The sequence below is a fragment of the Mesorhizobium sp. C432A genome (genome assembly GCF_030323145.1).
Taxonomy (GTDB): Bacteria; Pseudomonadota; Alphaproteobacteria; order Rhizobiales; family Rhizobiaceae; genus Mesorhizobium.
This window is the reverse complement of the sequence record NZ_CP100470.1, coordinates 4,004,660-4,024,935: the sequence shown is the minus strand read 5'-3', so window position 1 is coordinate 4,024,935 and position 20,276 is coordinate 4,004,660. Positions and strand designations below refer to the sequence as shown.

The following is a 20,276-nucleotide window of genomic DNA, read 5'->3' as shown; positions in this document are numbered from 1 at the left end:
ACGTGCCCCCGGCCTCATCCAGCCATCGGGTCTGCCCCTTGCGCCCCAGACCCCCTATGCTACATGAACGCGCAAAGCGCGAAAGTCCGCGCGATCACGCTCCGCTTTCCAAGGCTTCCCGAGAGTTCCATGTCCGACACGGTCGTCACCCGTTTTGCCCCCTCGCCCACCGGCTATCTGCATATCGGCGGCGCGCGCACGGCGCTGTTCAACTGGCTGTACGCCAAGCACACCGGCGGCACGATGGTGCTGCGCATCGAGGACACCGACCGCGAACGCTTCAACGAGGCGGCGACACAGGCCATTCTGGATGGGCTGACCTGGCTCGGCCTTTCCTGGGACGGTGAGGCCATATCGCAGTTCGAGCGCGCGCCGCGCCACCGTGAGGTGGCCGAGGAGCTGGTGCGCCTGGGCAAGGCCTATTACAGCTACGAGACGCCTGCCGAGCTCGAGGCGATGCGCGAGGCCGCACGCGCCAAGGGCCTGCCGCCGCGCTACAACGGCCAGTGGCGAGATCGTGCCCCCTCGGAGGCGCCTCCCGGCGTCAAGGGCGCCATCCGCATCAAGGCGCCGACCGAGGGCGAAACCGTGGTGCACGACCGTGTGCAGGGCGAGGTGCGCTTCCCCAACAAGGACCTCGACGATTTCATCATCCTGCGCTCGGACGGCAATCCGACCTACATGCATGCCGTCGTCGTCGACGACCATGACATGGGCGTCACCCACATCATCCGCGGCGACGACCATCTGACCAACGCCGCGCGCCAGACGGTGATCTACAACGCCATGGGCTGGGACGTCCCGTCGATGTCGCATATCCCGCTGATCCACGGCGCCGACGGCGCCAAGCTGTCGAAGCGGCACGGCGCACTCGGTGTCGAGGCTTATCGCGCCATGGGCTATCTGCCCGAGGCACTGCTCAACTATCTGGCAAGGCTCGGCTGGAGCCATGGCGACGACGAGATCATGTCGATCAAGGACATGATTTCGTGGTTCGACATCGGCGATGTCAACAAGGGTGCGGCGCGCTTCGACTTCGCCAAGCTCGAGTCAATCAACGGCGCGCATATGCGCAAGATGGCCGATACCGAGCTGTTCGACATTTTCGTCGCCACTCTGCCATACCTCGAAGGCGGATCTGCTATCGCCGCCCGTCTCGACGACGCCAGGAAGGCGCAGCTGCTGGCCGCCTTGCCTGGCCTGAAAGAGCGCGCCAAGACGCTGGTGGAACTGGCCGATGGCGCTGCCTTCCTGTTCGTCGAGCGGCCGCTGCCGATCGACGAGAAGGCGGCAGCACTGCTCAGTGCCGACGCGCGCGCGATCCTGCGCGGCGCACATGCCGCTTTGCAGACTGTTTCGGGCGATTGGTCGGCTGCCGCGGCTGAAGCCGCGGTGCGCAAGTTCGCAGCGGCCGGCGGCCACAAGCTCGGCGCCGTGGCCCAACCGCTCCGGGCGGCCCTTACCGGCCGCAGCACCTCGCCCGGCGTGTTCGACGTGCTTGCCGTGCTTGGCCGCGAGGAAAGCCTGGCGCGGATTGCGGATCAAATCGATTAGGAGCGAGCTGGCCCAAAAAGATTGGCATTGAAAGGCGGGTTTCGCAGTGCAACATTAGGCCTTGGCCCAATCTGGCACGCACTTCCTAAATGCGGTGGCGAGTTCGCGCATTCCGGTGATTTCGACGTGTCGTTTGCAGGAATTGCCTTGCCGGCATGAGGAAGATGAAGGAGTTTGAGAATGAGCGAAGCTGCGACGAGACTGGAAACCGGCAGCAAGACGACGCACCCGTCGACTGCCACGCTCGAACTGGCCGGCAAGACGCATGAATTCAAGGTGCGGAGCGGCTCGGTCGGGCCCGACGTCATCGACATCGGTGCGCTCTACAACACCACCGGCGCCTTCACCTACGATCCCGGCTTCACTTCGACGGCGAGCTGCGAGTCGGCGATAACCTTCATCGACGGCGATGCCGGCATCCTGCTTCACCGCGGCTATCCCATCGACCAGCTGGCCGAGCATGGCGACTTCCTCGAAGTCTGCTACCTCCTGCTCTACGGCGAACTGCCGACCAAGGCACAGAAGGACGATTTCGACTACCGGGTGACGCGCCACACCATGGTGCACGAGCAGATGTCGCGCTTCTTCACCGGCTTCCGCCGCGACGCGCATCCGATGGCTGTGATGTGCGGCGTGGTCGGCGCGCTGTCGGCCTTCTATCACGACTCCACCGACATTTCGGACCCGTATCAGCGCATGGTCGCCTCGATGCGGCTGATTGCCAAGATGCCGACGATTGCAGCCATGGCCTACAAATACCATATCGGCCAGCCCTTCATTTACCCGAAGAACGAGCTGAACTTCGCCGCCAACTTCCTGCATATGTGCTTTGCGGTGCCGTGCGAGGAATACAAGATCAATCCGGTGCTGGCGCGCGCCATGGAGCGCATCTTCATCCTGCACGCCGACCACGAACAGAACGCCTCGACCTCGACGGTGCGCCTTGCCGGCTCGTCGGGCGCCAATCCGTTCGCCTGCATTGCCGCCGGCATCGCCTGCCTGTGGGGCCCGGCGCATGGCGGCGCCAACGAAGCGGCGCTCAACATGCTGGGCGAGATCGGCCATGTCGACCACATCCCGGAATTCATCGCCCGCGCCAAGGACAAGAACGATCCGTTCCGGCTAATGGGCTTCGGCCATCGCGTCTACAAGAACTACGATCCTCGCGCGAAAATCATGCAGAAGACGGCGCATGAGGTGCTGGGCGAACTCGGCATCAAGGACGATCCGCTGCTCGACATCGCCATGGAGCTGGAAAAGATCGCGCTGACCGATTCCTACTTCATCGAGAAGAAGCTCTATCCGAACGTCGATTTCTATTCCGGCATCACGCTGAAGGCGCTGGGCTTCCCCACCACCATGTTCACCGTACTGTTCGCGGTCGCGCGCACCGTCGGCTGGATCGCGCAGTGGAAGGAAATGATCGAGGACCCGCACCAGAAGATCGGCCGCCCGCGCCAGCTCTATACCGGCGCCCCGGAACGCGACTACGTGCCGATTGCGAAAAGGTGAAAGAGAGTGAATGGTGAATGGTAAGTAGTGAATAGCAGGTAGTAATAGCAGGTAGTAAGTAGCAGCTTGATTATAGTCGAGAGCTCGTTAATCCTATTCACTATTCACTATTCACTATTCACTCGCTAAGCCCTATTCGCTCTCCCGATGTGGCGAAGAACGACATCGGCGGCGATGTCGCCGGAGGGCCTGTCGGTGGCCATGCGTCTGGCAACCTCGCCAAAGCCGTCCTTTTGCCAAGCGCGGTAGGCGGTGTCTGAGAACAGTGCCTCGAGCTGCCGCGCCAGATAGTGCGGCCGCACATACTGGTTGTAGCTTTCCGGCACGACCGGCCGGTCGGCAATAAGGTTGGGCAAAGCAGCGCTCCACACCGTGATCAGGCTCTGCGCCATCAGCATGATCGGATCGAACTTGTAGCAAGAGATCATCGGGACACCCGACATCGCCAGTTCCAGTGACACCGTTCCAGACGCGGTCAGCGCCGCATCGGCCTTGCCGAAGGCCTGCCACTTGCGCTCGGGATCGAGGATGACTTCCGGCTCCTGATCCCAGCGCGCCACCGATGTCTTGACCAGTTCGGCGACATGCGGCACCGTCGGCAGCAACAGCCGCAGCCGGTGGCCACGCGCGCGCAGCGCCGACACCGTCTCGCCGAACGGACCGATAAGCCGGCTCACCTCGCCGCGCCGCGACCCTGGCAGGACGAGCAGCGTCTTGACGTGATCGGCCGAGAGATCGCGTGGCTGGGCTTGCGCCCTGGCCGCGCCCTGCACGCCTGGATCATGCGTGAGGCGATGTCCGACGTAAGTGCCAGGCGGGCCGCCGAGACGGCTGAGCTCCTTTACCTCGAAAGGCAGGATGCACAGTATGTGGTCGACATAGGGCTTCATCGCGGCCGCCCTACCCGGCCGCCACGCCCAGACGCTCGGGCAGACATAATGGACGATCGGGATCGACGGATCGGCGGCGCGGATCTTTTTGGCGACGCGCAGCGAGAAATCGGGGCTGTCGATGGTGATCAGACAGTCGGGTTTTTCGGCGGCGACAGCACTTGCCGTCTGGCTGATCCGCCGCATCAGGCGCGGCAAGTCACGCAGGATGGCGCTGAGCCCCATCAGCGCGATCTCGGCGCCGTCGAACAGCGGCGCCAGTCCGAGCGCCTGCAGATGCCGCCCGCCAGTGCCGACGAGTTGCACCTCGCGCCCGGTCATGCGCTTCAGCGCCTGCACGATGTCGGCGCCGAGCAGGTCGCCGGATTCTTCGCCGGCGACGATGGCAATCTTCAGCGGCTTCTCAGCTGCCATGGACAGACTCCGCAGCCGGCAGGCCGAACACGAACAGGCCGAGCGCATTGGCGCGCGCGACAACGGCGGGGCCTTCGAGGATGAGCGAACGGCGGGCTTCGACGGCAATGCCGGCGAGCCCCGCGGCATGCGCCGCCTCGACGGTCTGGGGGCCAATAGATGGCAGATCGGCACGCAATTCCTGGCCAGGTTTGGCGCATTTGACCAGGACACCGCGCGTCTTGCCGGCCAGCCTGCCATGGCCGCGCAACTGCTGCGTCCGCTCGAGCAGTCCGTGGGTGCCCTCGACGCCTTCCAGGGCAACAGTGCGGCCACCGATGGCAATTGCCGCCTGACCAATGTCGAGCGCGCCGATGGCCTTTGCCGCCGCGTGTGCCGCCTCGATATCGCGCCAGTCGGACTTTCGCGGCACTGCTTTGGTCAGCGGCCCTTCGGCCGCGACGAGCCGGGGCACGACTTCATGCGCACCGACAACCTTGACGCCCCGTGCCTCCAGGCCGCGGGTCAATATCTTCAACAGCCCGTCATCGCCGCGGGCAAGCGCCATGGCGAGCGAGGGTATAAGTGCCAGTAGCCCAAGGTTCGGACGCATGTCGACCAACCGCGGCCTGCGCCTGATCTCGCCGGCAAGCACAAGATGGGTGATCCGCCGGCGCCTCAGCAACGCAACCAGCGAGCCGATGTCTTCCAGCGCAAGGCTTTCATGCTCATAGATTGTGAGGTCGGACTGACGGTCGGCCTGACCTTCGACCAGGATGATGACGGGCGGATGTCCGGCCTCCGCCAGGCCGGCGGCAACTTCGACCGGCAAGCTACCGCCGCCGGCAATGATGCCGACCCTGGCGTCCGGCGCAAGATCGAGGGCCGTTGAAGTGGCCTCAGCCTTCGTCATCGGCATCGTCGCCGTCGCCACCCTTAAGCGACGGGACGGCAAAATGCCGCTTGCCGCGACTGGTGATGAAATCGATGATTTTCATGGCCGTCGGCGACGACGCAAACTCGGCCTTGGCGAATTCGATGTTCTCGCCGACAGTGCGGGAGCGGTCGAAGATGGTCTTGTAAGCCTTGCGCAGCAGGTAGATTTCGGCGCGCGGCAACCCGGCGCGCTTCAGGCCGATGATGTTGAGTCCACGCAGGCTCGCGCGATTGCCCACCGCAATGGCGTAGGGAATGACATCGCCGACAAAAGCCGAGCAGCCGCCGAGAAAGGCGTTGTCACCAACACGCACGAACTGATGAACGGCGCTGAGGCCGCCAATATAAACGCTGTCACCGACCTCGCAATGGCCGCCCAGGGTCGCGCCATTAGCGAAGGTGGCGTTTTTACCGACGACGCAATCATGGGCAATGTGGGCATAGGCAAGGAAATTGCCGTTGTCGCCGACGGTCGTCTCGCCGCGGCTGGAATCGGTGCCGAGATGCATGGTCACGCCTTCGCGGATCGTGCAGTTCTGGCCGATGACCAAAGTGGTGCGGCCGCCCTTGTGCTTGGTGTTCTGCGGCGGTCCGCCCAGTGTCGCCATTGGATAGACCTTGGTCGCGGCGCCAATGGTTGTCGCGCCCAGCACCGAGACATGGCTGACCAGTTCGACGCGGTCACCGATCACGGCGTCAGCGCCGACATAGCAGAAAGGTCCTATTGCGGCGCCTTCGCCGATCTGCGCGCCGGCCTCGATGACGGCCGAGGGGTGGATTGAAGTCTGTATTTTCATGAGCATTTCGAACCGTCAGCCGGTAACCATCATTGCCGAGATCTCGGCTTCGGCGGCCTTTGTGCCCTCCACCATGGCCTCGCAGGCGAATTTGAGCAGGTTGCCGCGCATCTTGATTTTCTTGACGTGGATCTTCAACTGGTCGCCCGGGACGACCGGTTTGCGGAATTTCGCGTTGTCGATGGTCAGGAAATAGACCAGCGACGGCTTTTCCGTGTTGAGGTTACGGATGCAGATCGCGCCGGCCGTCTGCGCCATAGCCTCGACGATGAGCACGCCCGGCATCACCGGCTGATCCGGGAAATGGCCCTGGAAATGCGGCTCATTGATGGTCACGTTCTTGATGCCGATGGCAGAATCATTGCCGTCGATTTCGATGATGCGATCGATCATCAGGAAGGGATAGCGATGCGGCAAAAGCTTCATCAACCCCAATATATCGACCGCTTCGAGCGTCGCCGGCACCATCTCAGCTACTTCCCCCTCGCCCTGCTTGCGCGTCCTGGCGAGCTTCCTCAGCATGGCGATCTCGCGCATGGCTTCCGCCATCGGCTGCGCCGGATAGCCTCCCCAGATCTCGCCCGCCGGCACGTTGCTCATGAACCCGCTCCTTGCAGCAAGCTTGGCCCCTGATCCTATGGTCAAATGATCGGCAAGGCCAACGCCGCCGCCCATGGTGACACCGTCGCCGACGGTGACGGAGCCGGAAATACCAGAGAGCCCGGCAATAATGCAATTGCGGCCGATGCGAACGTTATGGGCGATCTGCACCAGATTGTCGATCTTGGTGCCCTGACCGATGACCGTATCCGACATGGCGCCGCGATCGACGGTCGTGTTCGAGCCGATTTCGACATCGTCCTGAATGATGACGCGGCCGACCTGCGGCACACGCTCGGGCCCTTTGGCGCCGCCGACAAAGCCGAAGCCGTCCTGGCCTATCCTGGCGCCGCCATGAATGATGACGCGGTTGCCGATCAGCGCGTACTGGACGCTGACACCTGGTCCGATATAGCCGTCGCGGCCGATCTGGCATGACGGACCGATAACGGCGTGGGGGGCAATGACCGTTCCGCTGCCGATGGAAGCACGCGGGCCGACGACGGCTCCGGCCTCGATGATCGCGCCTGCCTCGATATGCGCCGTGGTATCGACATGAGCTTGCGGCGAGACCCCGGTTTCGCTGGTCATCGGTCCCGGCGTAGCCGCCATCGGGAACAGCAGCCGGCCGATCATGGCGAAGGCCTGCTGCGGGCGCGGATGCACCAGAACCGCAATGCCGGCCGGCGCCTTGCCGGCGAACTCGGCGGGACAAAACACGGCCGCCGCCTTCAGCGACTGCATCAGCGCGAAATTGCGCTTGCCGTCGACGAAGACGAGCGCACCCTCGCCGCCTTCGTTGGCTGGCGCCAACGCATCGATCGATATGTGGGCAAGATCGGAATCGACAAGCGATGCGCCGGTCAGATTCGCGACTTCGCCGGCCGTATACCGGCGTGATGGCGCGAAGAACACCGGATCGGTCATTCCAGAAGCAATATCCAGCTAGGTCGGATCAATTCTCTTCCGGACCCCAACGGCCCGGAAGCATCGTTACCGCAAGATCAGAAGCGGCTCGACATGCCGAAGTTGAATTCCTGCACGTCGTCGGTCTTTTCCTTCTTGACGGGCATCGCGTAGTCGATGCGGATCGGGCCAAAAGGCGATGACCACAGCAAGCCGACACCAACCGACGCGCGCAGCTCTAGATCAGTTGAAGCTTGAGTAACCCCGGCGACATTTATCTTGCTGCCGTACAGTGTGGCGGCATCAGCAAACACAGCGCCGCGGACACCAAAGCTTTCCGGAATGACCGGTATCGGGAATTGAGCTTCGGCCGACGCATTGAAATAAGTGGTGCCGCCGAGGTGGTCACCCGTTGCAATATCCGCGGGGCCGATACCGCCATACTCGAAGCCGCGGATCATGCGGTCGCTGCTCTGGAACTGATCGAAGATACGCAGGCCGTTATCGCCATAGCCCGCAATATGGCCAGCACCACCTGAGATCAGGCCGACCAGATCCAGCTGTTCGGACAACGTCTGGTAGACAGTGCCACGACCGGTAACCTTGACGAATTTGGCATCGCCACCAAGGCCGGCCACTTCCATGGTCGTGGTGGCGTAGATGCCTTCATGCGGGCTCTTCATGTCGTCGATGGTGTTGTAGACCAGCCCAAGGCTGACCGACGACTTGATCCAAGGGCTTTCATCAATTCCCTGGACGATTGCCGCAGATACGTTGCAGTCCGCGTCGGGAATCCCGTCGCCAGGGGCGTTGCCCGGGATGGCAGGATTGTTATCGCAACCGTCGTCGAGCTTGTACTTCTCCTGGGCGATATTGTACGCCAACTGCGTCGAGATGTTGTCGGTGATCGGCAGGCCGAAGCGCACCGTCGCACCCAGCGTCTCGCTGTCATAGTGGTCGTAGTTGCGGGTCTGCTGGAAGATATCGAAGCCGGCGGCGATACGGCGCCCCAGGAAATAGGGTTCGGTGAAGGACAGGCTGTAGTCCCGCGAATTCTTGCGGCCACCCGCCGAAACCTTGATGTACTGGCCGCGACCGAGGAAGTTGCGCTCCGCGACCGAACCTTCGACGGACGGACCGGCAGTGTCGCCACCTGTCGAATAACCTGCGCCAACCGAGAACTCGCCGGTCGATTTCTCGACCACGTCGACCACGAGCACGACCTGGTCTGGCTCAGAACCCGGGACAGTCGAAACGTCGACTTTCTCAAAGTAATCTAGCTTTTCCAGCCGCTTCTTCGCGCGCTGGATGAGTACCTGGTTGAAGGCGTCGCCTTCGCTGACATCGAACTCACGACGAATGACATAGTCGCGTGTGCGGTCGTTGCCGCGGATTTCGATGCGCTCGATATAGGCCTTGGTGCCCTGGTCGATCGTATAGACGACCGAAATGGTGTGGTTCTCGAAGTTGCGATCGCCGCGCGGCGTCACCTGGGCGAAGGCATAGCCCGAACCCGCGACCTTTTCGGTCAGCGCGATGATGGTATCCTCGACATTCTTGGCGTTGTAGACGTCGCCCTTGTGGGTCTGAACCACCGATTCCAGCGCCTTCGAGTCGACTTCGGGAATGGTGCTCTCGACGCTGACGTCGCCGAACGTATAGCGGTCGCCTTCCTGGACGGTGATGGTAACGGTGTACTGGTTGGTCGTGTCGTCGAGCTCGCCGACGGCTGAGACCACCTGGAAGTCGGCATAGCCGTGATTGTAATAGAAGCGGCGCAGCGATTCCTGGTCGGCGCGGAGCTTGTCCTCGTCATAGACGTCGTCACGCAGCACGAAGGACAAGAAGCTCGAGCGCTTGGTTGCGATGACGTCGGACAGGCGGCGGCTCGAATAGGCGCTGTTGCCGACGAAATTGACAGCGGCGATCTTGGTGCGGCCGCCTTCGTTGATGTTGAAGACCACGTTCACGCGGTTGTCGCCGAGATCCATGATCTGGGTCGTGACAGCGGCGTCATCCCGGCCAATTCGCCTGTAGGCAGCCTTTACCGCCTCGACATCGGAGTCCAGCGTTGCCTGCGAGAACGTCCCGCGCGGCTTCAACTGCACGGCGACTGCCAGCGCGTTGTCCTTGAGCTTCTTGTTGCCCTGGAACAGAACCTGGTTGACGACCTGGTATTCGGCAACCTTGACTACCAGCGTCGAACCGACCTGATTGATCTGCACGTCCGAGAACAGCCCGGTGCCGAACAGCGCCTTGACCGCATCGTCGATATCGGCGCTGGAAAACGCCTTGCCCGGCTTGATCGTGATGTAGTTGCGGATGGTGTCGGCGTCGACACGCTGGTTGCCGCTGACCTCGACTCTCGAGACAACGGCTGCCTGCGCCGCAGATGTGGCAACGAACTGCACGGCGAGCGCACCTGGTACAACCAGAGCGGCGGACATAGCCACCGCGGACGCGGCGCTCAAAAATTTGGATGCTGCCTTCATCGGGCTTTTGTACCTTTTCTCGAAGTCCCCACGGCGAGAAAACCGGACGTGCGGTAATTTCTCCTACCGTATTAACCGGATTTTCCCTACACGCAAGGCTTCTGGTTAATTTGTAATTACTTAACCCTGATGCGTGGCTTTCGCGTCACGCATACCCCCGTGCATGGTAAACGGCGTCTCAACATTGCCGGTGCTGAAGCCAAATTTCTTCATGATTTCAGCACCCAAACAGATCGTTCCAGAAGACGAAGCCCATAAATCCCAGAACCAGAAAGAGGCCGGCCCGGTATCCCATTTCCATCATCCGCTCCGATACCGGACGCCGGAAAACGGCTTCGAGTGCGTAGAACAGGAGATGGCCGCCGTCGAGGGGGGGAATCGGCAAAAGGTTCAGAATTCCGATCCCGACCGACAGGCCGGCGACGAGTTGCACCAGCCATAGGAAGCCCAGCTTTGCCGCCTGCCCCGACATCTTGGCGATCTTGATCGGGCCGCCCAGCTGGCATTTGTCTTCGCGGCCGACAACGAATCGCTGCAGGAACTGGCCGGTGCGCTGAATGACGTGCCCCGTCTCCTCGACCGCGGCGCCGACTGCTCCGACAGGGCTGTAGGTGATCAGCCTGGGCTGGCCGACATCCTTGTTGTTGACGACGCCGATGACGGCCACCTTGACCTTGTTGCCCAGTGCGTCCAGCTGCTCCATCGGCTCCGGCGTCGCGACGACCGTGACCTCCTTGCCGTCGCGCAACATGGTGAAGGTGATGGCGTCGCCGCCGCGGCCCGAAACTAGGCGCTGGACGTCGGCGAAGGTCTCAACCTTGCTGCCGTCGACGGCGACGAATCGGTCGCCTGGCAAAATGCCGGCCCTTGCGGCTGGACTGCCGGCGGTGACCGCCGCCACCATCGGCTCAAACACAGGGCGGCCATAGAGGGAAAACAGCACGGCAAAGACGGCAATGGTCAAAAGGAAGTTGAACAGCGGTCCGGCCACCACCGTGGCGGCGCGTTTCCAGATGGGTTGCGTGTGGAAGGCGACCTTGCGTTCAGCGTCAGTCAGCGTTTCCAGATCTTCCGAACTCGGCTGGCTCGACGTGGCGCTCATGTCGCCGACGAATTTGACATAACCGCCGAGCGGTATGGCGCAGAGCTTCCAGCGCGTGCCGTGGCTGTCGTTGAAGCCGAGAAGTTCGGGGCCGAAGCCGATCGAAAAGGCCTTCACGCCAATGCCGCACCAGCGGCCGACCAGGTAATGGCCCATTTCGTGAATGAAGACGACCACGGTCAGCACGAACAGAAACGGCACCAGCGTGCCGAGGACAAAGCCTTCCGTGCTGAAAAACGCGTGAAGAATTTCGTTCAACTCATGCCCTCAAATTCACCTGCGGCAAAAGGTGTCGCCGCGACTGTGACATCAATCCAGGCGAATCCGTGGCGTGCGCCATTTCTTCGCCGTGAAATATCACTCAAGCCGGAAACAGTCCCCGCGCCGGATGATCGGCGCCCGCCGAAATCCAGCCGATCACGTATAGGGCAACAGCCGCCGCGACAAGCCCGTCCACCCTGTCCATGACACCGCCATGCCCGGGTATCAACGCGCTTGAATCCTTGCGGCCGTGGCGGCGCTTGACCCAGGATTCGAAGAGATCGCCAACCTGGGCAACAATCGACAGCACCAGCGCAACCAAGGCGAGGACGCCAAGATTGCCGGCCCCGGCGGCGGCAGCCAGAAGCACGCCGGCGGCCACGCCGCCGACAGCGCCGCCAAGTGCGCCGCTCTGCGTTTTGCCGGGGGATATCGATGGCGCGAGCTTGGGCCCGCCGACGGAGCGGCCGGCGAAATAGGCGAAGATGTCGGTCGCCCAGACCACGGCGAACAGAAACAGGATTGCGACCAGGCCGGGATGGTCGCCGCCGCGCAGCAGCGCCAGCGATAAGCCGGACAAAGCCGCGTAGGCAAGACCGGCTGCATCCCATTGCGCCGCTCCACGCATACGGGCGCCGACAGCAGCGACCACAACCATGGCCAGGACAAGAGACAGAAGCCACGATGCCGGCACGCCTGCAACCAGGGCGACGACGAACACCAGAAGCAGCGCTTCGGGAATGAAGCCGAGGGTCGCACCGGCCAAGGGGCGCGACATGCGCGCCCATTCATAGAAGATGACCGCCGATATCCCGGCGCAAAGCAGGCGGAACCACAGCCCTCCCAACCAGGTCAGGCCAAGCGCTATTGCGGCCAGCACCAGCGCCGAGACGATGCGAAGCTGAAGATTGTTCATCCCGCCGCCGATCACGAGGCAGCGACATCTTGAGCGGCAAGCCCGCCAAAACGGCGCTCGCGGCCAGCAAAATCGCGCAATGCGTCGGCCAGGTGTTCGCGGCTGAAGTCAGGCCAGTAGCAAGGCAGAAAAACCAGTTCGCTGTAGGCTGCCTGCCACAGAAGGAAGTTCGACAGCCGAAGCTCGCCACTGGTGCGGATGACCAGCTCCGGATCGGGAATGCCTGCGGTGTCGAGGGCGCCGGCAAAAGTGTCTGCCGTGATCGCCTCTGCGTCGATCTCGCCGCGCGCCACTGCGGCTGCGAGCTTGCGTGACGTGCGCACGATCTCGTCGCGCCCGCCATAGTTGAAGGCGATGACCAAGGTCAGCGATTCATTGCGCGCAGTCAGCGATTCGGCCTCTTCCAGCAGGCCCCTGATGTCCGGCTGCAGCCCCGCCCTGTCACCGATGATCCTGACGCGCACGCCGTTCTGGTGCAGTTCGGCCAGATCGCGGCGGATGAACAGTTTCAAAAGCCCCATCAGATCGCTGACTTCGGCCTTGGGCCGCGACCAGTTTTCCGACGAAAAGGCGTAGACGGTCAGGAAGGAAATGCCGAGACCGGGCGCGGCGCGCACCGTCTTGCGCAGCGCTTCGACGCCGGCGCGATGGCCGGCAAGCCGCGGCATGCCGCGCGCCTTGGCCCAGCGTCCGTTTCCATCCATGATGATCGCGACATGCGCGGGCGTTGCCATTGTCTCGCTTTCGGGCCGGTGCGGGCCGACCCTAAACCTGCATGATTTCAGCTTCCTTATCGGAAAGCAGGTGATCGATGGTGCTGATCGTTTCGTCGGTCAGCTTCTGGACCTGATCGGAGCGCTTGCGCTGATCGTCCTCGCTGATGTCGCCGTCCTTTTCCGCCTTCTTCAAGAAGTCCATGCCGTCGCGACGGACATGGCGCACCGCAACGCGGGCGTTCTCGGCGTAGCCATGCGAAATCTTGACCAGTTCCTTGCGGCGCTGCTCGTTGAGCTCGGGCAGCGGAATTCTGAGATTGGTGCCGTCGACGATCGGATTGAAGCCGAGATTGGATTCTCTGATGGCACGGTCGACCGCGCCGACCATCGACTTGTCCCATACCGAAACCGAGATCATGCGCGGCTCCGGCACCGACACGTTCGCCACCTGGTTGATGGGCATGGTGGTGCCGTAGGCCTGGACCTGGATGGCGTCGAGCAGATTGCTGGAGGCACGGCCGGTGCGCAGCGAAGCCAGATCGTGCTTGAAGGCGGCGATCGCGCCATCCATGCGCCGCTTGAGGTCGTCGAACTCACCACTCATCTTAGTCTCCTCGACCCGTTTGATCCGGGTTCACTGCTTAGGGCCTATATCCGGACCCTCTTTCGAAAACTGATCCCTTTTTAGGAGAGTATACTCCGGATTATTCGTCGGCGACGATCGTGCAACGGCCGCCGCCCCGCAGAATATCGCCGAAACCACCTTTTTCGTGGATCGAATAGACGATTATCGGGATGTTGTTTTCGCGCGCAAGTGCAATTGCGGCGGTATCCATGATCGAAAGGCCCTTGTTGATGACTTCGGCATGGCTGATGCGCTCGAAGCGGGTCGCATTCGGATCCTTCTTGGGATCGGCCGAATAGACGCCGTCGACCTGGGTGCCCTTGAACAGCGCGTCGGCGCCGATCTCGGCGGCGCGCAAGGCCGCGGCCGAATCGGTGGTGAAGAACGGATTGCCGGTGCCGCCGGCGAAAATGACGACCTTGCCCTGGTTCATATAGGCGGTGGCCTGGCGCTGGGAAAAACTCTCGCAAAGTTCGGGCATGGCTATGGCCGACAGCACGACGGCGTCGACGCCGATCTTGTTCAGCGAGGTGCGCAGCGCCAGCGAGTTGATGACGGTGGCCAGCATGCCCATGTGGTCGCCGGTAACGCGGTCGCCGCCCTTGGATGCCACCGCCACGCCGCGAAAGATATTGCCGCCGCCAATGACGACGCCGACCTCGATGCCAAGTGCGCGGGCTTCGGCGATGTCGGCGGCGATTCGGTCGACCACCGAGACATCGATGCCGAAATGCTGCTCGCCCATCAACGCTTCGCCCGACGCTTTCAGCAGGACACGTCGATAGAGGGGCTTTGCCGTCATCTGGACCTCGTCATTGTTGCGTGTGGCAGCCTGGGCAGGCCGCCCTCGCGCGGGCGCCGCCGCTGGCGCGATGCCGAGTTCCGATACACGAAGGGCGCCGCGATGTCACGCGGCGCCCCTCGCCCAATTCCGCCTTCCCGTCGCGGCCCGTCAGTTGCTGGTGATGCTGACGGCGTCGCCCTCGACCAGCAGCGGCGGCGCATAACCCAACGGCTTGTCGCCGGTCACGGCGCCGCCGGTAACCCGGGCTTGTATGTCGGAACCGAAATAGGCGTACGGGAATGGCGGCGGTGTCCTGCTGACCGTATCCAGCCGCGCGCGAAGCTCGGCGGGTAAAGTGAAATCCAACGCCGCTAGATTGTCCTGCAACTGCGCCAGCTTGGTGGCGCCAAGAATCACGGTGGCGATGCCCGGTTGCGTTGCCACCCAGTTGAGCGCGACCTGCGCCATGCTGCGTCCGAGTTCGGCCGCAACTTTTTCGAGCTCCGCCACGATCGCCCAGTTGCGCTCGGTGAACTTCTGGAACCCTGGATGAGTGGTGTTGCGAAAGCCGTCGAGCCGGCCGGCATGGCCTTCCTGCGTCGGCCGGTACTTGCCGCTGAGCAGCCCGCTGGCCAGCGGGCTCCACACCATGATTCCTGCGCCATGGCGGGTGCCGAAGGGCACGAACTCATTTTCGGTCGAACGCTCCGCCAGCGAATATTCAAGCTGCAAGGCCGACACCGGCTCGTAGCCGCGCCACTCGGCGATCGTCTGCGCGCGGGCAGCATACCAGGCCGGCACATCGGACAGGCCGACATGGCGAATTTTGCCCGCACGCACGAGATCATCCATCGTGCGCATGACCTCCTCGGCCGGCGTCAGCCCGTCCCAGACATGGAGGAGGTAGAGGTCGATATAGTCAGTGCCCAACCGCTTCAGCGAGGCGTCCACGGCGCGCAAGATGTTCTTGCGGCCATTGCCACCGGCGTTCGGATTGCCGGGCTCCGCGTTGAAGGTGAATTTCGTGGCGATCACCGCTCTGTCGCGCAAGCCTCGCTCGGCGATGAATTCGCCGAGCCAGGTTTCGGCTGTGCCGCCGGTGTAGAGGTCGGCGGTGTCGAAGAAATTGCCGCCGGCCTCGACATAGGCGTCGGCCATGGCGCGCGCGGTTTCCCTGTCCGCGCCCCAGCCCCATTCGGTGCCAAAGGTCATGGTGCCCAGTGCCAGCCGGCTGACGCGCAGGCCGCTGTTGCCCAGTGTGTAATAGCTCATGGTCATGGTGTTTTTCCTATCCTGATTTCTTGACGCCGGCTCACTGGCCAGGCGTCATCTTGACCCAGGGATTGCCGCGCTCATGCGTGGCGCGGAAACCGAAGCCGTCGACTTTCCAGCCGGTCCCGGAGCGAACCAGATGGTGCTCGTAGGTGCCCCAGACTTCCCACAGCGGGTCGCCATTGCCTTCCATCCGGTTCCAGGCATAGCCGTTCGAAGAGACGGTCGCCGCGTCCGCCTCAAAGATCACCTGGTGATTGGTGCGCAGATGCAGGCTGGTCTTGCTGCCCCTGAGGTTGCCGGCCCAGGTACCGATCAGATTGTCGGAGGGGATGGTGGCGGCAGGCTATCCTGACAGGCTGCTGAAGTCGACGGTGACACGGTCGGCGAAATAGGAGCGGGCAAGCTTCCAGTCCTGCGCATCGACGGCACGGTCGATGGCATCGGCGATGCGGATGACGGCGCGTTCGTCGGCGAGCGCGCGCCAACCGGACGGCTCGGCGCCGCCGGCATCGACCGGCGCTAGGGCAAGGCCTGCGGCGAAGGTAGCGTGTTTCAAGGCATCCATCTCTCTTCTCCTTTGTGCATCGGTGATGGCAATATGGGTCAGCCTGTCGGCATCGAGAAGATTGAGTGTTTGCAAGGACTATGCGATATCATGCATGAATGGACCGGGATCTGCTCAGTCATTTGCCTGTCATCGTCGCCGTTGCCCGACGCGGCGGCTTTGCGCTTGCCGCGGCCGAACTGGGCATGTCCCCATCCGCCGTCAGCCATGCGGTGCGCCTCGTGGAGGAGCGGATCGGCCAGCCGCTGTTTGCGCGCACCACGCGCAGCGTCTCGCTGACGGAAGCCGGCAAGGCGCTGGTGGAGACGGCAGCCCCTGCTCTCCAGGATATCGCCGACCGGATGGACCGCATCCGAGCCATCAAGGGCCGGCCCTCCGGCTTGCTCAGGTTGAACGTTCCCAACATCGCCGTTCCACTTGCCGTCACTCCCGTGGTCGCCGCGATGGCTGAACGCTATCCTGATGTGACCATCGAATTGCTCATCGACCAGGGGCTGGTGGACATTGTCGGCGAGGGTTTTGATGCCGGCATCCGGCTGGGCGAGATGATCGCACAGGACATGGTCACGGTCCGGCTGACGCCGCCATTCAACGCCGTGATCGTCGCCTCCCCCGCCTATGTCGGCCGGCATGGCCGTCCGCGCGGTGTGACGGATCTTTCGGACCACAATTGCGTCGGCTACCGGCTTGTGCGCTCCGGCGCACTCTATCGCTGGGACCTGACCGAGGACGGCAAGGATGTCGTGGCCGAGACGAAGGGTACGGTCATCGTTACCGATTCGCTGGCCGCGATCGACCTTGCGCTTGCCGGCGTCGGGCTGATCTATGTGTTCGAGCCGCTGGTGCGCGCGGAATTGGCCGCCGGCCGCCTCGTTCAGATCCTGCCGCAAACGGCGATCGAGGAGCCCGGCCTCTTCCTCTACTTCCCGCGCAGGGCGTCGATGGCGCCAAAGCTCAGGGCCTTCATCGACACCGCACAAGAAATCGGCCGAGCATCCTTGCGGACACCCGGCCGAGTTGCCTGAGCTGAGAAGCCCTTTTCGGGGCTATTTTTAAAACTACTTCTTCACCGCCGCCGCGACTTCCGCCGCGAAATCGGTCTCTTCCTTTTCGATGCCTTCGCCCAGCGCAAAGCGCAGATAGGCGGAGATCTTGGCCGGAGCGCCGATGTCCTTCTCGGCATCCTTCAGCGCCTGCTCGACAGTGATGTCGGGATTGAGCACGAAGGCCTGCTTGAGGAGCACGACTTCCTCGTAGAACTTGCGCAGGCGGCCTTCGACCATCTTTTCGATGATCGCTTCCGGCTTGCCGGACTGGCGCGCCTGGTCGGCGAAGATCGCCTTCTCGCGCTCGACCGCTGCCGGATCGATCTGCTCGGCGGTCAACGCCAGCGGGTTGGTGGCGGCGACATGCATGGCGACATGGCGGCCAAAGGCGTTGGCGGCATGCTCATTGCCCGTCGTCTCGATCGCGACCAGAACGCCGAGCTTGCCAAGACCATCGGCAACCGCATTGTGGACGTAGGTTGCGACAGCACCGTGCGGGACGGTGAGCTTGGCCGAACGGCGGAAGCTCATGTTCTCGCCAATGGTGCCAACGGCGTCCTTGATGGTGTCAGTGACCGACTTGTCCGAACCCGGATACTTTGCGGCAGAGACAGCCTCCGTCGTGCCATAAGCAAGCGCGACCTTGGCGACATTGCGAACGATCTCCTGGAACTGCTCGTTGCGGGCCACGAAATCGGTCTCGGAGTTAACCTCGACGATGGCGGCCTCGCGGACGCCGGAGTCGACGCCGATCAGGCCTTCGGCGGCAGTACGGCCAGCCTTCTTGTCGGCCTTGGAAATGCCCTTCTTGCGCAGCCAGTCGACGGCCTCTTCGATGTTGCCGTTGGTCTCGGTCAACGCCGCCTTGCAGTCCATCATGCCCGCGCCGGTCAAGTCGCGGAGTTCTTTGACCTGTGCAGCCGAAATGCTCATTGTCGCCTCTTTGTTTTAAATGCACCGACGCACCACCGGTACTCGGTGATGCGTCCGTCTAGCGTGCCAAATATGAGAATGATGAAGGCCGCAACCGGCCTTCGATTGTCAAGCTTCCGGAGCGTCCGCAGCCGGGGCCGGAGCCGGATCAAGCGCCGGTTCGACCGGAGCTTCGACCGAGGCGCCGATGTCGACGCCGAGCGCGCCCTGCTGGCGGGCGATGCCGTCGATGGCAGCCTTGGCGATCAGGTCGCAATAGAGCTGGATGGCGCGCGCCGCGTCGTCATTACCGGGGATCGGGAAGTCGATCTTGTCCGGATCGCAGTTCGAATCGATGATGGCAACGACCGGAATGCCGAGGCGCTTGGCCTCGAGAATGGCGATCGCTTCCTTGTTGGTGTCGATGACGAACATCAGGTCGGGCGTCGAGCCCATGTCCTTGATACCGCCGAGCGCCTTGTCGAGCTTCTCGCGCTCGCGGTCGAGGTTCAGGCGTTCCTTCTTGGTCAGGCCCTGGGCTTCGCCGGCCAGCATCTCGTCGAGCTTGCGCAGGCGCTGGATCGAATTCGAGATCGTCTTCCAGTTGGTCAGCATGCCGCCGAGCCAACGCGAGTTGACATAGTATTGGGCCGAACGCTGTGCGGCGTCGGCGACGATGTCGGACGCTTGGCGCTTGGTGCCGACGAACAGCACGCGGCCGCCCTTGGCAACGGTGTCGGAAACCTGCTTCAGAGCCTGGTGCAGCAAAGGCACCGTCTGCGACAGGTCGATGATGTGGATGTTGTTGCGGGCGCCGTAGATGTAAGGCGCCATCTTCGGGTTCCAGCGGTGGGTCTGGTGGCCGAAGTGAATGCCAGCTTCCAAAAGCTGGCGCATGCTGAAATCAGGCAGTGCCATTCTTAGTTCCTTTTCCGGTTAGCCTCCACGGACACAGGCATTTTTGGACTTTGTCCTCGAACGCCACCGGAGGTTTCAGCCGGATTTCTCCCGGGCAGACACCAAAGTCCGTGTGTGGAATGAGCGCGCATATAGAGGGGAAGCGCTGCAAACGCAAGCGGTGAGGTGCTTCATCGCTCAGCGTGCGGCAATCAGCGCTCCGGTGCCGATCATGGCGCTGCCGGCGAACCGGTTAATCAGCCGCATGCGTTCGGGCGTCCTGAGCCAGCCGGATGCCCTGCCCGCCAGCGCGGCGTAGATGCCAATGGTGAGAATATTGGCGCCGACGACGACTGCCACCACCAGCAGGCCGTCGGCAAACGTCATGGTGTCGAGGTTGAGGATCAGCGGCATGATCGAGGCGTGGAACAGGATCGCCTTCGGGTTGCCGAGCGCCACGGAGGCGCCAAGCAGGAACGACCGCGACAATCCGGTTTGGGGGATTCCTTGCGCGGCCGATTGCGCGGCCGCGGCCCGCCACATCTTGATGCCGAGGAAAATCAGGTAGGCCGCACCGGCGTATTCAACAGGAGAAACACCCATTCGAAGGTCTGGGCCAGCGCCACCAGCCCGAGCAGTGCCAGGGTGACCAGCACGGCATCGCCGGCGGCAATGCCCATTCCGGCGACGAACGCACGCAGGAAGCCGCGTGCCACGCCGTTGGTGATCACCGTGAACATCGCCGGTCCCGGCGTGGCGGCGGCAAGTGTGATGGCAAGGCAATAAGCCAGGAATGCCGTTAGGGTCACGATCGGCCCTTTCCGTTGGGTACCCGTACGCGCCTGAAGATCGCAACGATCTCCTCGCGGCTGCATTCGATGGCGCCGAGCCGCACCGCCCGGTCGCGCTCGAAGCCGGTTATGTCATAGTGCGGCGCCGATGTCCTGGGCGGCCCCTGGTAGGACGAACGCTTGACGCCAAGCTCGGCGGCGAAACGATGCAGTTCGTCCGTATCGTCGGCCATCAGGTGGCACCAGCGATGGCCGGCCCATTTCCAGATCGCCGCATCGACATAGACCGCCATCGGGAACTGCCAT

17 protein-coding genes and 3 pseudogenes are annotated in these 20,276 nt (G+C 62.9%); 3 read left to right on the top strand and 17 right to left on the bottom strand.

The window, feature by feature from the left end; translation table 11 throughout:
• The first annotated feature begins 129 nt into the window (after positions 1–129).
• Positions 130–1,554: a glutamate--tRNA ligase gene (gltX, locus tag NLY33_RS19505; protein ID WP_023706238.1), complete on the top strand. Its 1,425-nt coding sequence runs from the start codon at positions 130–132 to the stop codon at positions 1,552–1,554.
• A 180-nt stretch (positions 1,555–1,734) separates the two neighbouring features.
• Positions 1,735–3,066 (top strand): citrate synthase, encoded by a 1,332-nt coding sequence (gene gltA / locus NLY33_RS19500; RefSeq protein ID WP_023671037.1) that lies wholly within the window; start codon positions 1,735–1,737, stop codon positions 3,064–3,066.
• Between the two features lie 125 nt (positions 3,067–3,191).
• Here gltA and lpxB read toward each other — a convergent pair whose 3' ends face one another.
• From lpxB to NLY33_RS29680, 13 genes and pseudogenes are all read right to left on the bottom strand, one after another.
• Positions 3,192–4,370 (bottom strand): lipid-A-disaccharide synthase, encoded by a 1,179-nt coding sequence (gene lpxB, locus NLY33_RS19495; protein WP_023706237.1) that lies wholly within the window; start codon positions 4,368–4,370, stop codon positions 3,192–3,194.
• Positions 4,360–5,262, bottom strand: a complete 903-nt coding sequence (locus NLY33_RS19490; RefSeq protein WP_023706236.1) for an LpxI family protein — start codon at positions 5,260–5,262, stop codon at positions 4,360–4,362. The genes lpxB and NLY33_RS19490 overlap by 11 nt, the downstream gene beginning before the upstream one ends.
• Positions 5,249–6,082 carry an acyl-ACP--UDP-N-acetylglucosamine O-acyltransferase gene (gene lpxA, locus NLY33_RS19485; RefSeq protein ID WP_023706235.1) on the bottom strand — a complete coding sequence of 278 codons (834 nt, stop codon included), beginning with the start codon at positions 6,080–6,082 and terminating at the stop codon, positions 5,249–5,251. The genes NLY33_RS19490 and lpxA overlap by 14 nt, the downstream gene beginning before the upstream one ends.
• Before the next feature lie 15 nt (positions 6,083–6,097).
• A complete protein-coding gene (gene fabZ / locus NLY33_RS19480; RefSeq protein ID WP_023684696.1) occupies positions 6,098–6,550 on the bottom strand; it encodes a 3-hydroxyacyl-ACP dehydratase FabZ in 453 nt (150 codons plus the stop codon).
• 15 nt (positions 6,551–6,565) lie between these two features.
• Positions 6,566–7,609: pseudogene (lpxD, locus tag NLY33_RS19475) on the bottom strand (UDP-3-O-(3-hydroxymyristoyl)glucosamine N-acyltransferase); the annotation flags it as partial.
• 77 nt (positions 7,610–7,686) lie between these two features.
• Entirely contained in the window at positions 7,687–10,080 is a 2,394-nt protein-coding gene (gene bamA, locus NLY33_RS19470; RefSeq protein WP_023707489.1) for an outer membrane protein assembly factor BamA, read from the bottom strand.
• 217 nt (positions 10,081–10,297) lie between these two features.
• Positions 10,298–11,440: an RIP metalloprotease RseP gene (gene rseP, locus NLY33_RS19465; protein WP_023693444.1), complete on the bottom strand. Its 1,143-nt coding sequence runs from the start codon at positions 11,438–11,440 to the stop codon at positions 10,298–10,300.
• Between the two features lie 103 nt (positions 11,441–11,543).
• Positions 11,544–12,359 carry a phosphatidate cytidylyltransferase gene (locus tag NLY33_RS19460; protein ID WP_023706232.1) on the bottom strand — a complete coding sequence of 272 codons (816 nt, stop codon included), beginning with the start codon at positions 12,357–12,359 and terminating at the stop codon, positions 11,544–11,546.
• 11 nt (positions 12,360–12,370) lie between these two features.
• Entirely contained in the window at positions 12,371–13,093 is a 723-nt protein-coding gene (locus NLY33_RS19455) for an isoprenyl transferase (protein ID WP_031196581.1), read from the bottom strand.
• 31 nt (positions 13,094–13,124) lie between these two features.
• Positions 13,125–13,679: a ribosome recycling factor gene (frr, locus tag NLY33_RS19450; protein WP_023671027.1), complete on the bottom strand. Its 555-nt coding sequence runs from the start codon at positions 13,677–13,679 to the stop codon at positions 13,125–13,127.
• A 100-nt stretch (positions 13,680–13,779) separates the two neighbouring features.
• Positions 13,780–14,502: a UMP kinase gene (gene pyrH / locus NLY33_RS19445; RefSeq protein ID WP_023671026.1), complete on the bottom strand. Its 723-nt coding sequence runs from the start codon at positions 14,500–14,502 to the stop codon at positions 13,780–13,782.
• Between the two features lie 150 nt (positions 14,503–14,652).
• Complete coding sequence (locus NLY33_RS19440) at positions 14,653–15,762, bottom strand: aldo/keto reductase (protein WP_023706231.1); 1,110 nt, start codon at positions 15,760–15,762, stop codon at positions 14,653–14,655.
• 34 nt (positions 15,763–15,796) lie between these two features.
• A pseudogene (locus tag NLY33_RS29680) lies at positions 15,797–16,324 on the bottom strand (nuclear transport factor 2 family protein).
• A gap of 98 nt (positions 16,325–16,422) precedes the next feature.
• On the opposite strand from NLY33_RS29680, the gene NLY33_RS19425 reads away from it, so the two are divergent.
• Positions 16,423–17,349 (top strand): LysR substrate-binding domain-containing protein, encoded by a 927-nt coding sequence (locus NLY33_RS19425; protein WP_023706230.1) that lies wholly within the window; start codon positions 16,423–16,425, stop codon positions 17,347–17,349.
• A 33-nt stretch (positions 17,350–17,382) separates the two neighbouring features.
• Here the strand turns inward: NLY33_RS19425 and tsf are convergent, their stop codons facing one another.
• From tsf to NLY33_RS19405, 4 genes and pseudogenes are all read right to left on the bottom strand, one after another.
• Entirely contained in the window at positions 17,383–18,303 is a 921-nt protein-coding gene (tsf, locus tag NLY33_RS19420; RefSeq protein WP_023706229.1) for a translation elongation factor Ts, read from the bottom strand.
• 108 nt (positions 18,304–18,411) lie between these two features.
• The gene (gene rpsB / locus NLY33_RS19415) at positions 18,412–19,200 is read right to left on the bottom strand and encodes a 30S ribosomal protein S2 (protein WP_023671022.1); all 789 of its coding nucleotides are present in this window, start codon (positions 19,198–19,200) and stop codon (positions 18,412–18,414) included.
• Positions 19,201–19,377: 177 nt separating this feature from the next.
• A pseudogene (locus NLY33_RS19410) lies at positions 19,378–19,919 on the bottom strand (LysE family translocator).
• Positions 19,920–19,984: 65 nt separating this feature from the next.
• Positions 19,985–20,263 carry a DUF4031 domain-containing protein gene (locus NLY33_RS19405; RefSeq protein WP_023671020.1) on the bottom strand — a complete coding sequence of 93 codons (279 nt, stop codon included), beginning with the start codon at positions 20,261–20,263 and terminating at the stop codon, positions 19,985–19,987.
• Positions 20,264–20,276: the final 13 nt, after the last annotated feature.

Bases quoted from the DNA above. Each gene is read 5' to 3' on its own strand.
- fabZ (WP_023684696.1), bottom strand. From the start codon at position 6,550: ATGGTGCCGGCGACGCTCGAAGCGGTCGATATATTGGGGTTGATGAAG.
- lpxB (WP_023706237.1), bottom strand. From the start codon at position 4,370: ATGGCAGCTGAGAAGCCGCTGAAGATTGCCATCGTCGCCGGCGAAGAA.
- NLY33_RS19460 (WP_023706232.1), bottom strand. From the start codon at position 12,359: ATGAACAATCTTCAGCTTCGCATCGTCTCGGCGCTGGTGCTGGCCGCA.
- gltA (WP_023671037.1), top strand. From the start codon at position 1,735: ATGAGCGAAGCTGCGACGAGACTGGAAACCGGCAGCAAGACGACGCAC.
- NLY33_RS19455 (WP_031196581.1), bottom strand. From the start codon at position 13,093: ATGGCAACGCCCGCGCATGTCGCGATCATCATGGATGGAAACGGACGC.
- rpsB (WP_023671022.1), bottom strand. From the start codon at position 19,200: ATGGCACTGCCTGATTTCAGCATGCGCCAGCTTTTGGAAGCTGGCATT.
- NLY33_RS19490 (WP_023706236.1), bottom strand. From the start codon at position 5,262: ATGACGAAGGCTGAGGCCACTTCAACGGCCCTCGATCTTGCGCCGGAC.
- gltX (WP_023706238.1), top strand. From the start codon at position 130: ATGTCCGACACGGTCGTCACCCGTTTTGCCCCCTCGCCCACCGGCTAT.
- NLY33_RS19425 (WP_023706230.1), top strand. From the start codon at position 16,423: ATGGACCGGGATCTGCTCAGTCATTTGCCTGTCATCGTCGCCGTTGCC.
- bamA (WP_023707489.1), bottom strand. From the start codon at position 10,080: ATGAAGGCAGCATCCAAATTTTTGAGCGCCGCGTCCGCGGTGGCTATG.
- pyrH (WP_023671026.1), bottom strand. From the start codon at position 14,502: ATGACGGCAAAGCCCCTCTATCGACGTGTCCTGCTGAAAGCGTCGGGC.
- lpxA (WP_023706235.1), bottom strand. From the start codon at position 6,082: ATGAAAATACAGACTTCAATCCACCCCTCGGCCGTCATCGAGGCCGGC.
- frr (WP_023671027.1), bottom strand. From the start codon at position 13,679: ATGAGTGGTGAGTTCGACGACCTCAAGCGGCGCATGGATGGCGCGATC.
- NLY33_RS19440 (WP_023706231.1), bottom strand. From the start codon at position 15,762: ATGACCATGAGCTATTACACACTGGGCAACAGCGGCCTGCGCGTCAGC.
- NLY33_RS19405 (WP_023671020.1), bottom strand. From the start codon at position 20,263: ATGGCGGTCTATGTCGATGCGGCGATCTGGAAATGGGCCGGCCATCGC.
- tsf (WP_023706229.1), bottom strand. From the start codon at position 18,303: ATGAGCATTTCGGCTGCACAGGTCAAAGAACTCCGCGACTTGACCGGC.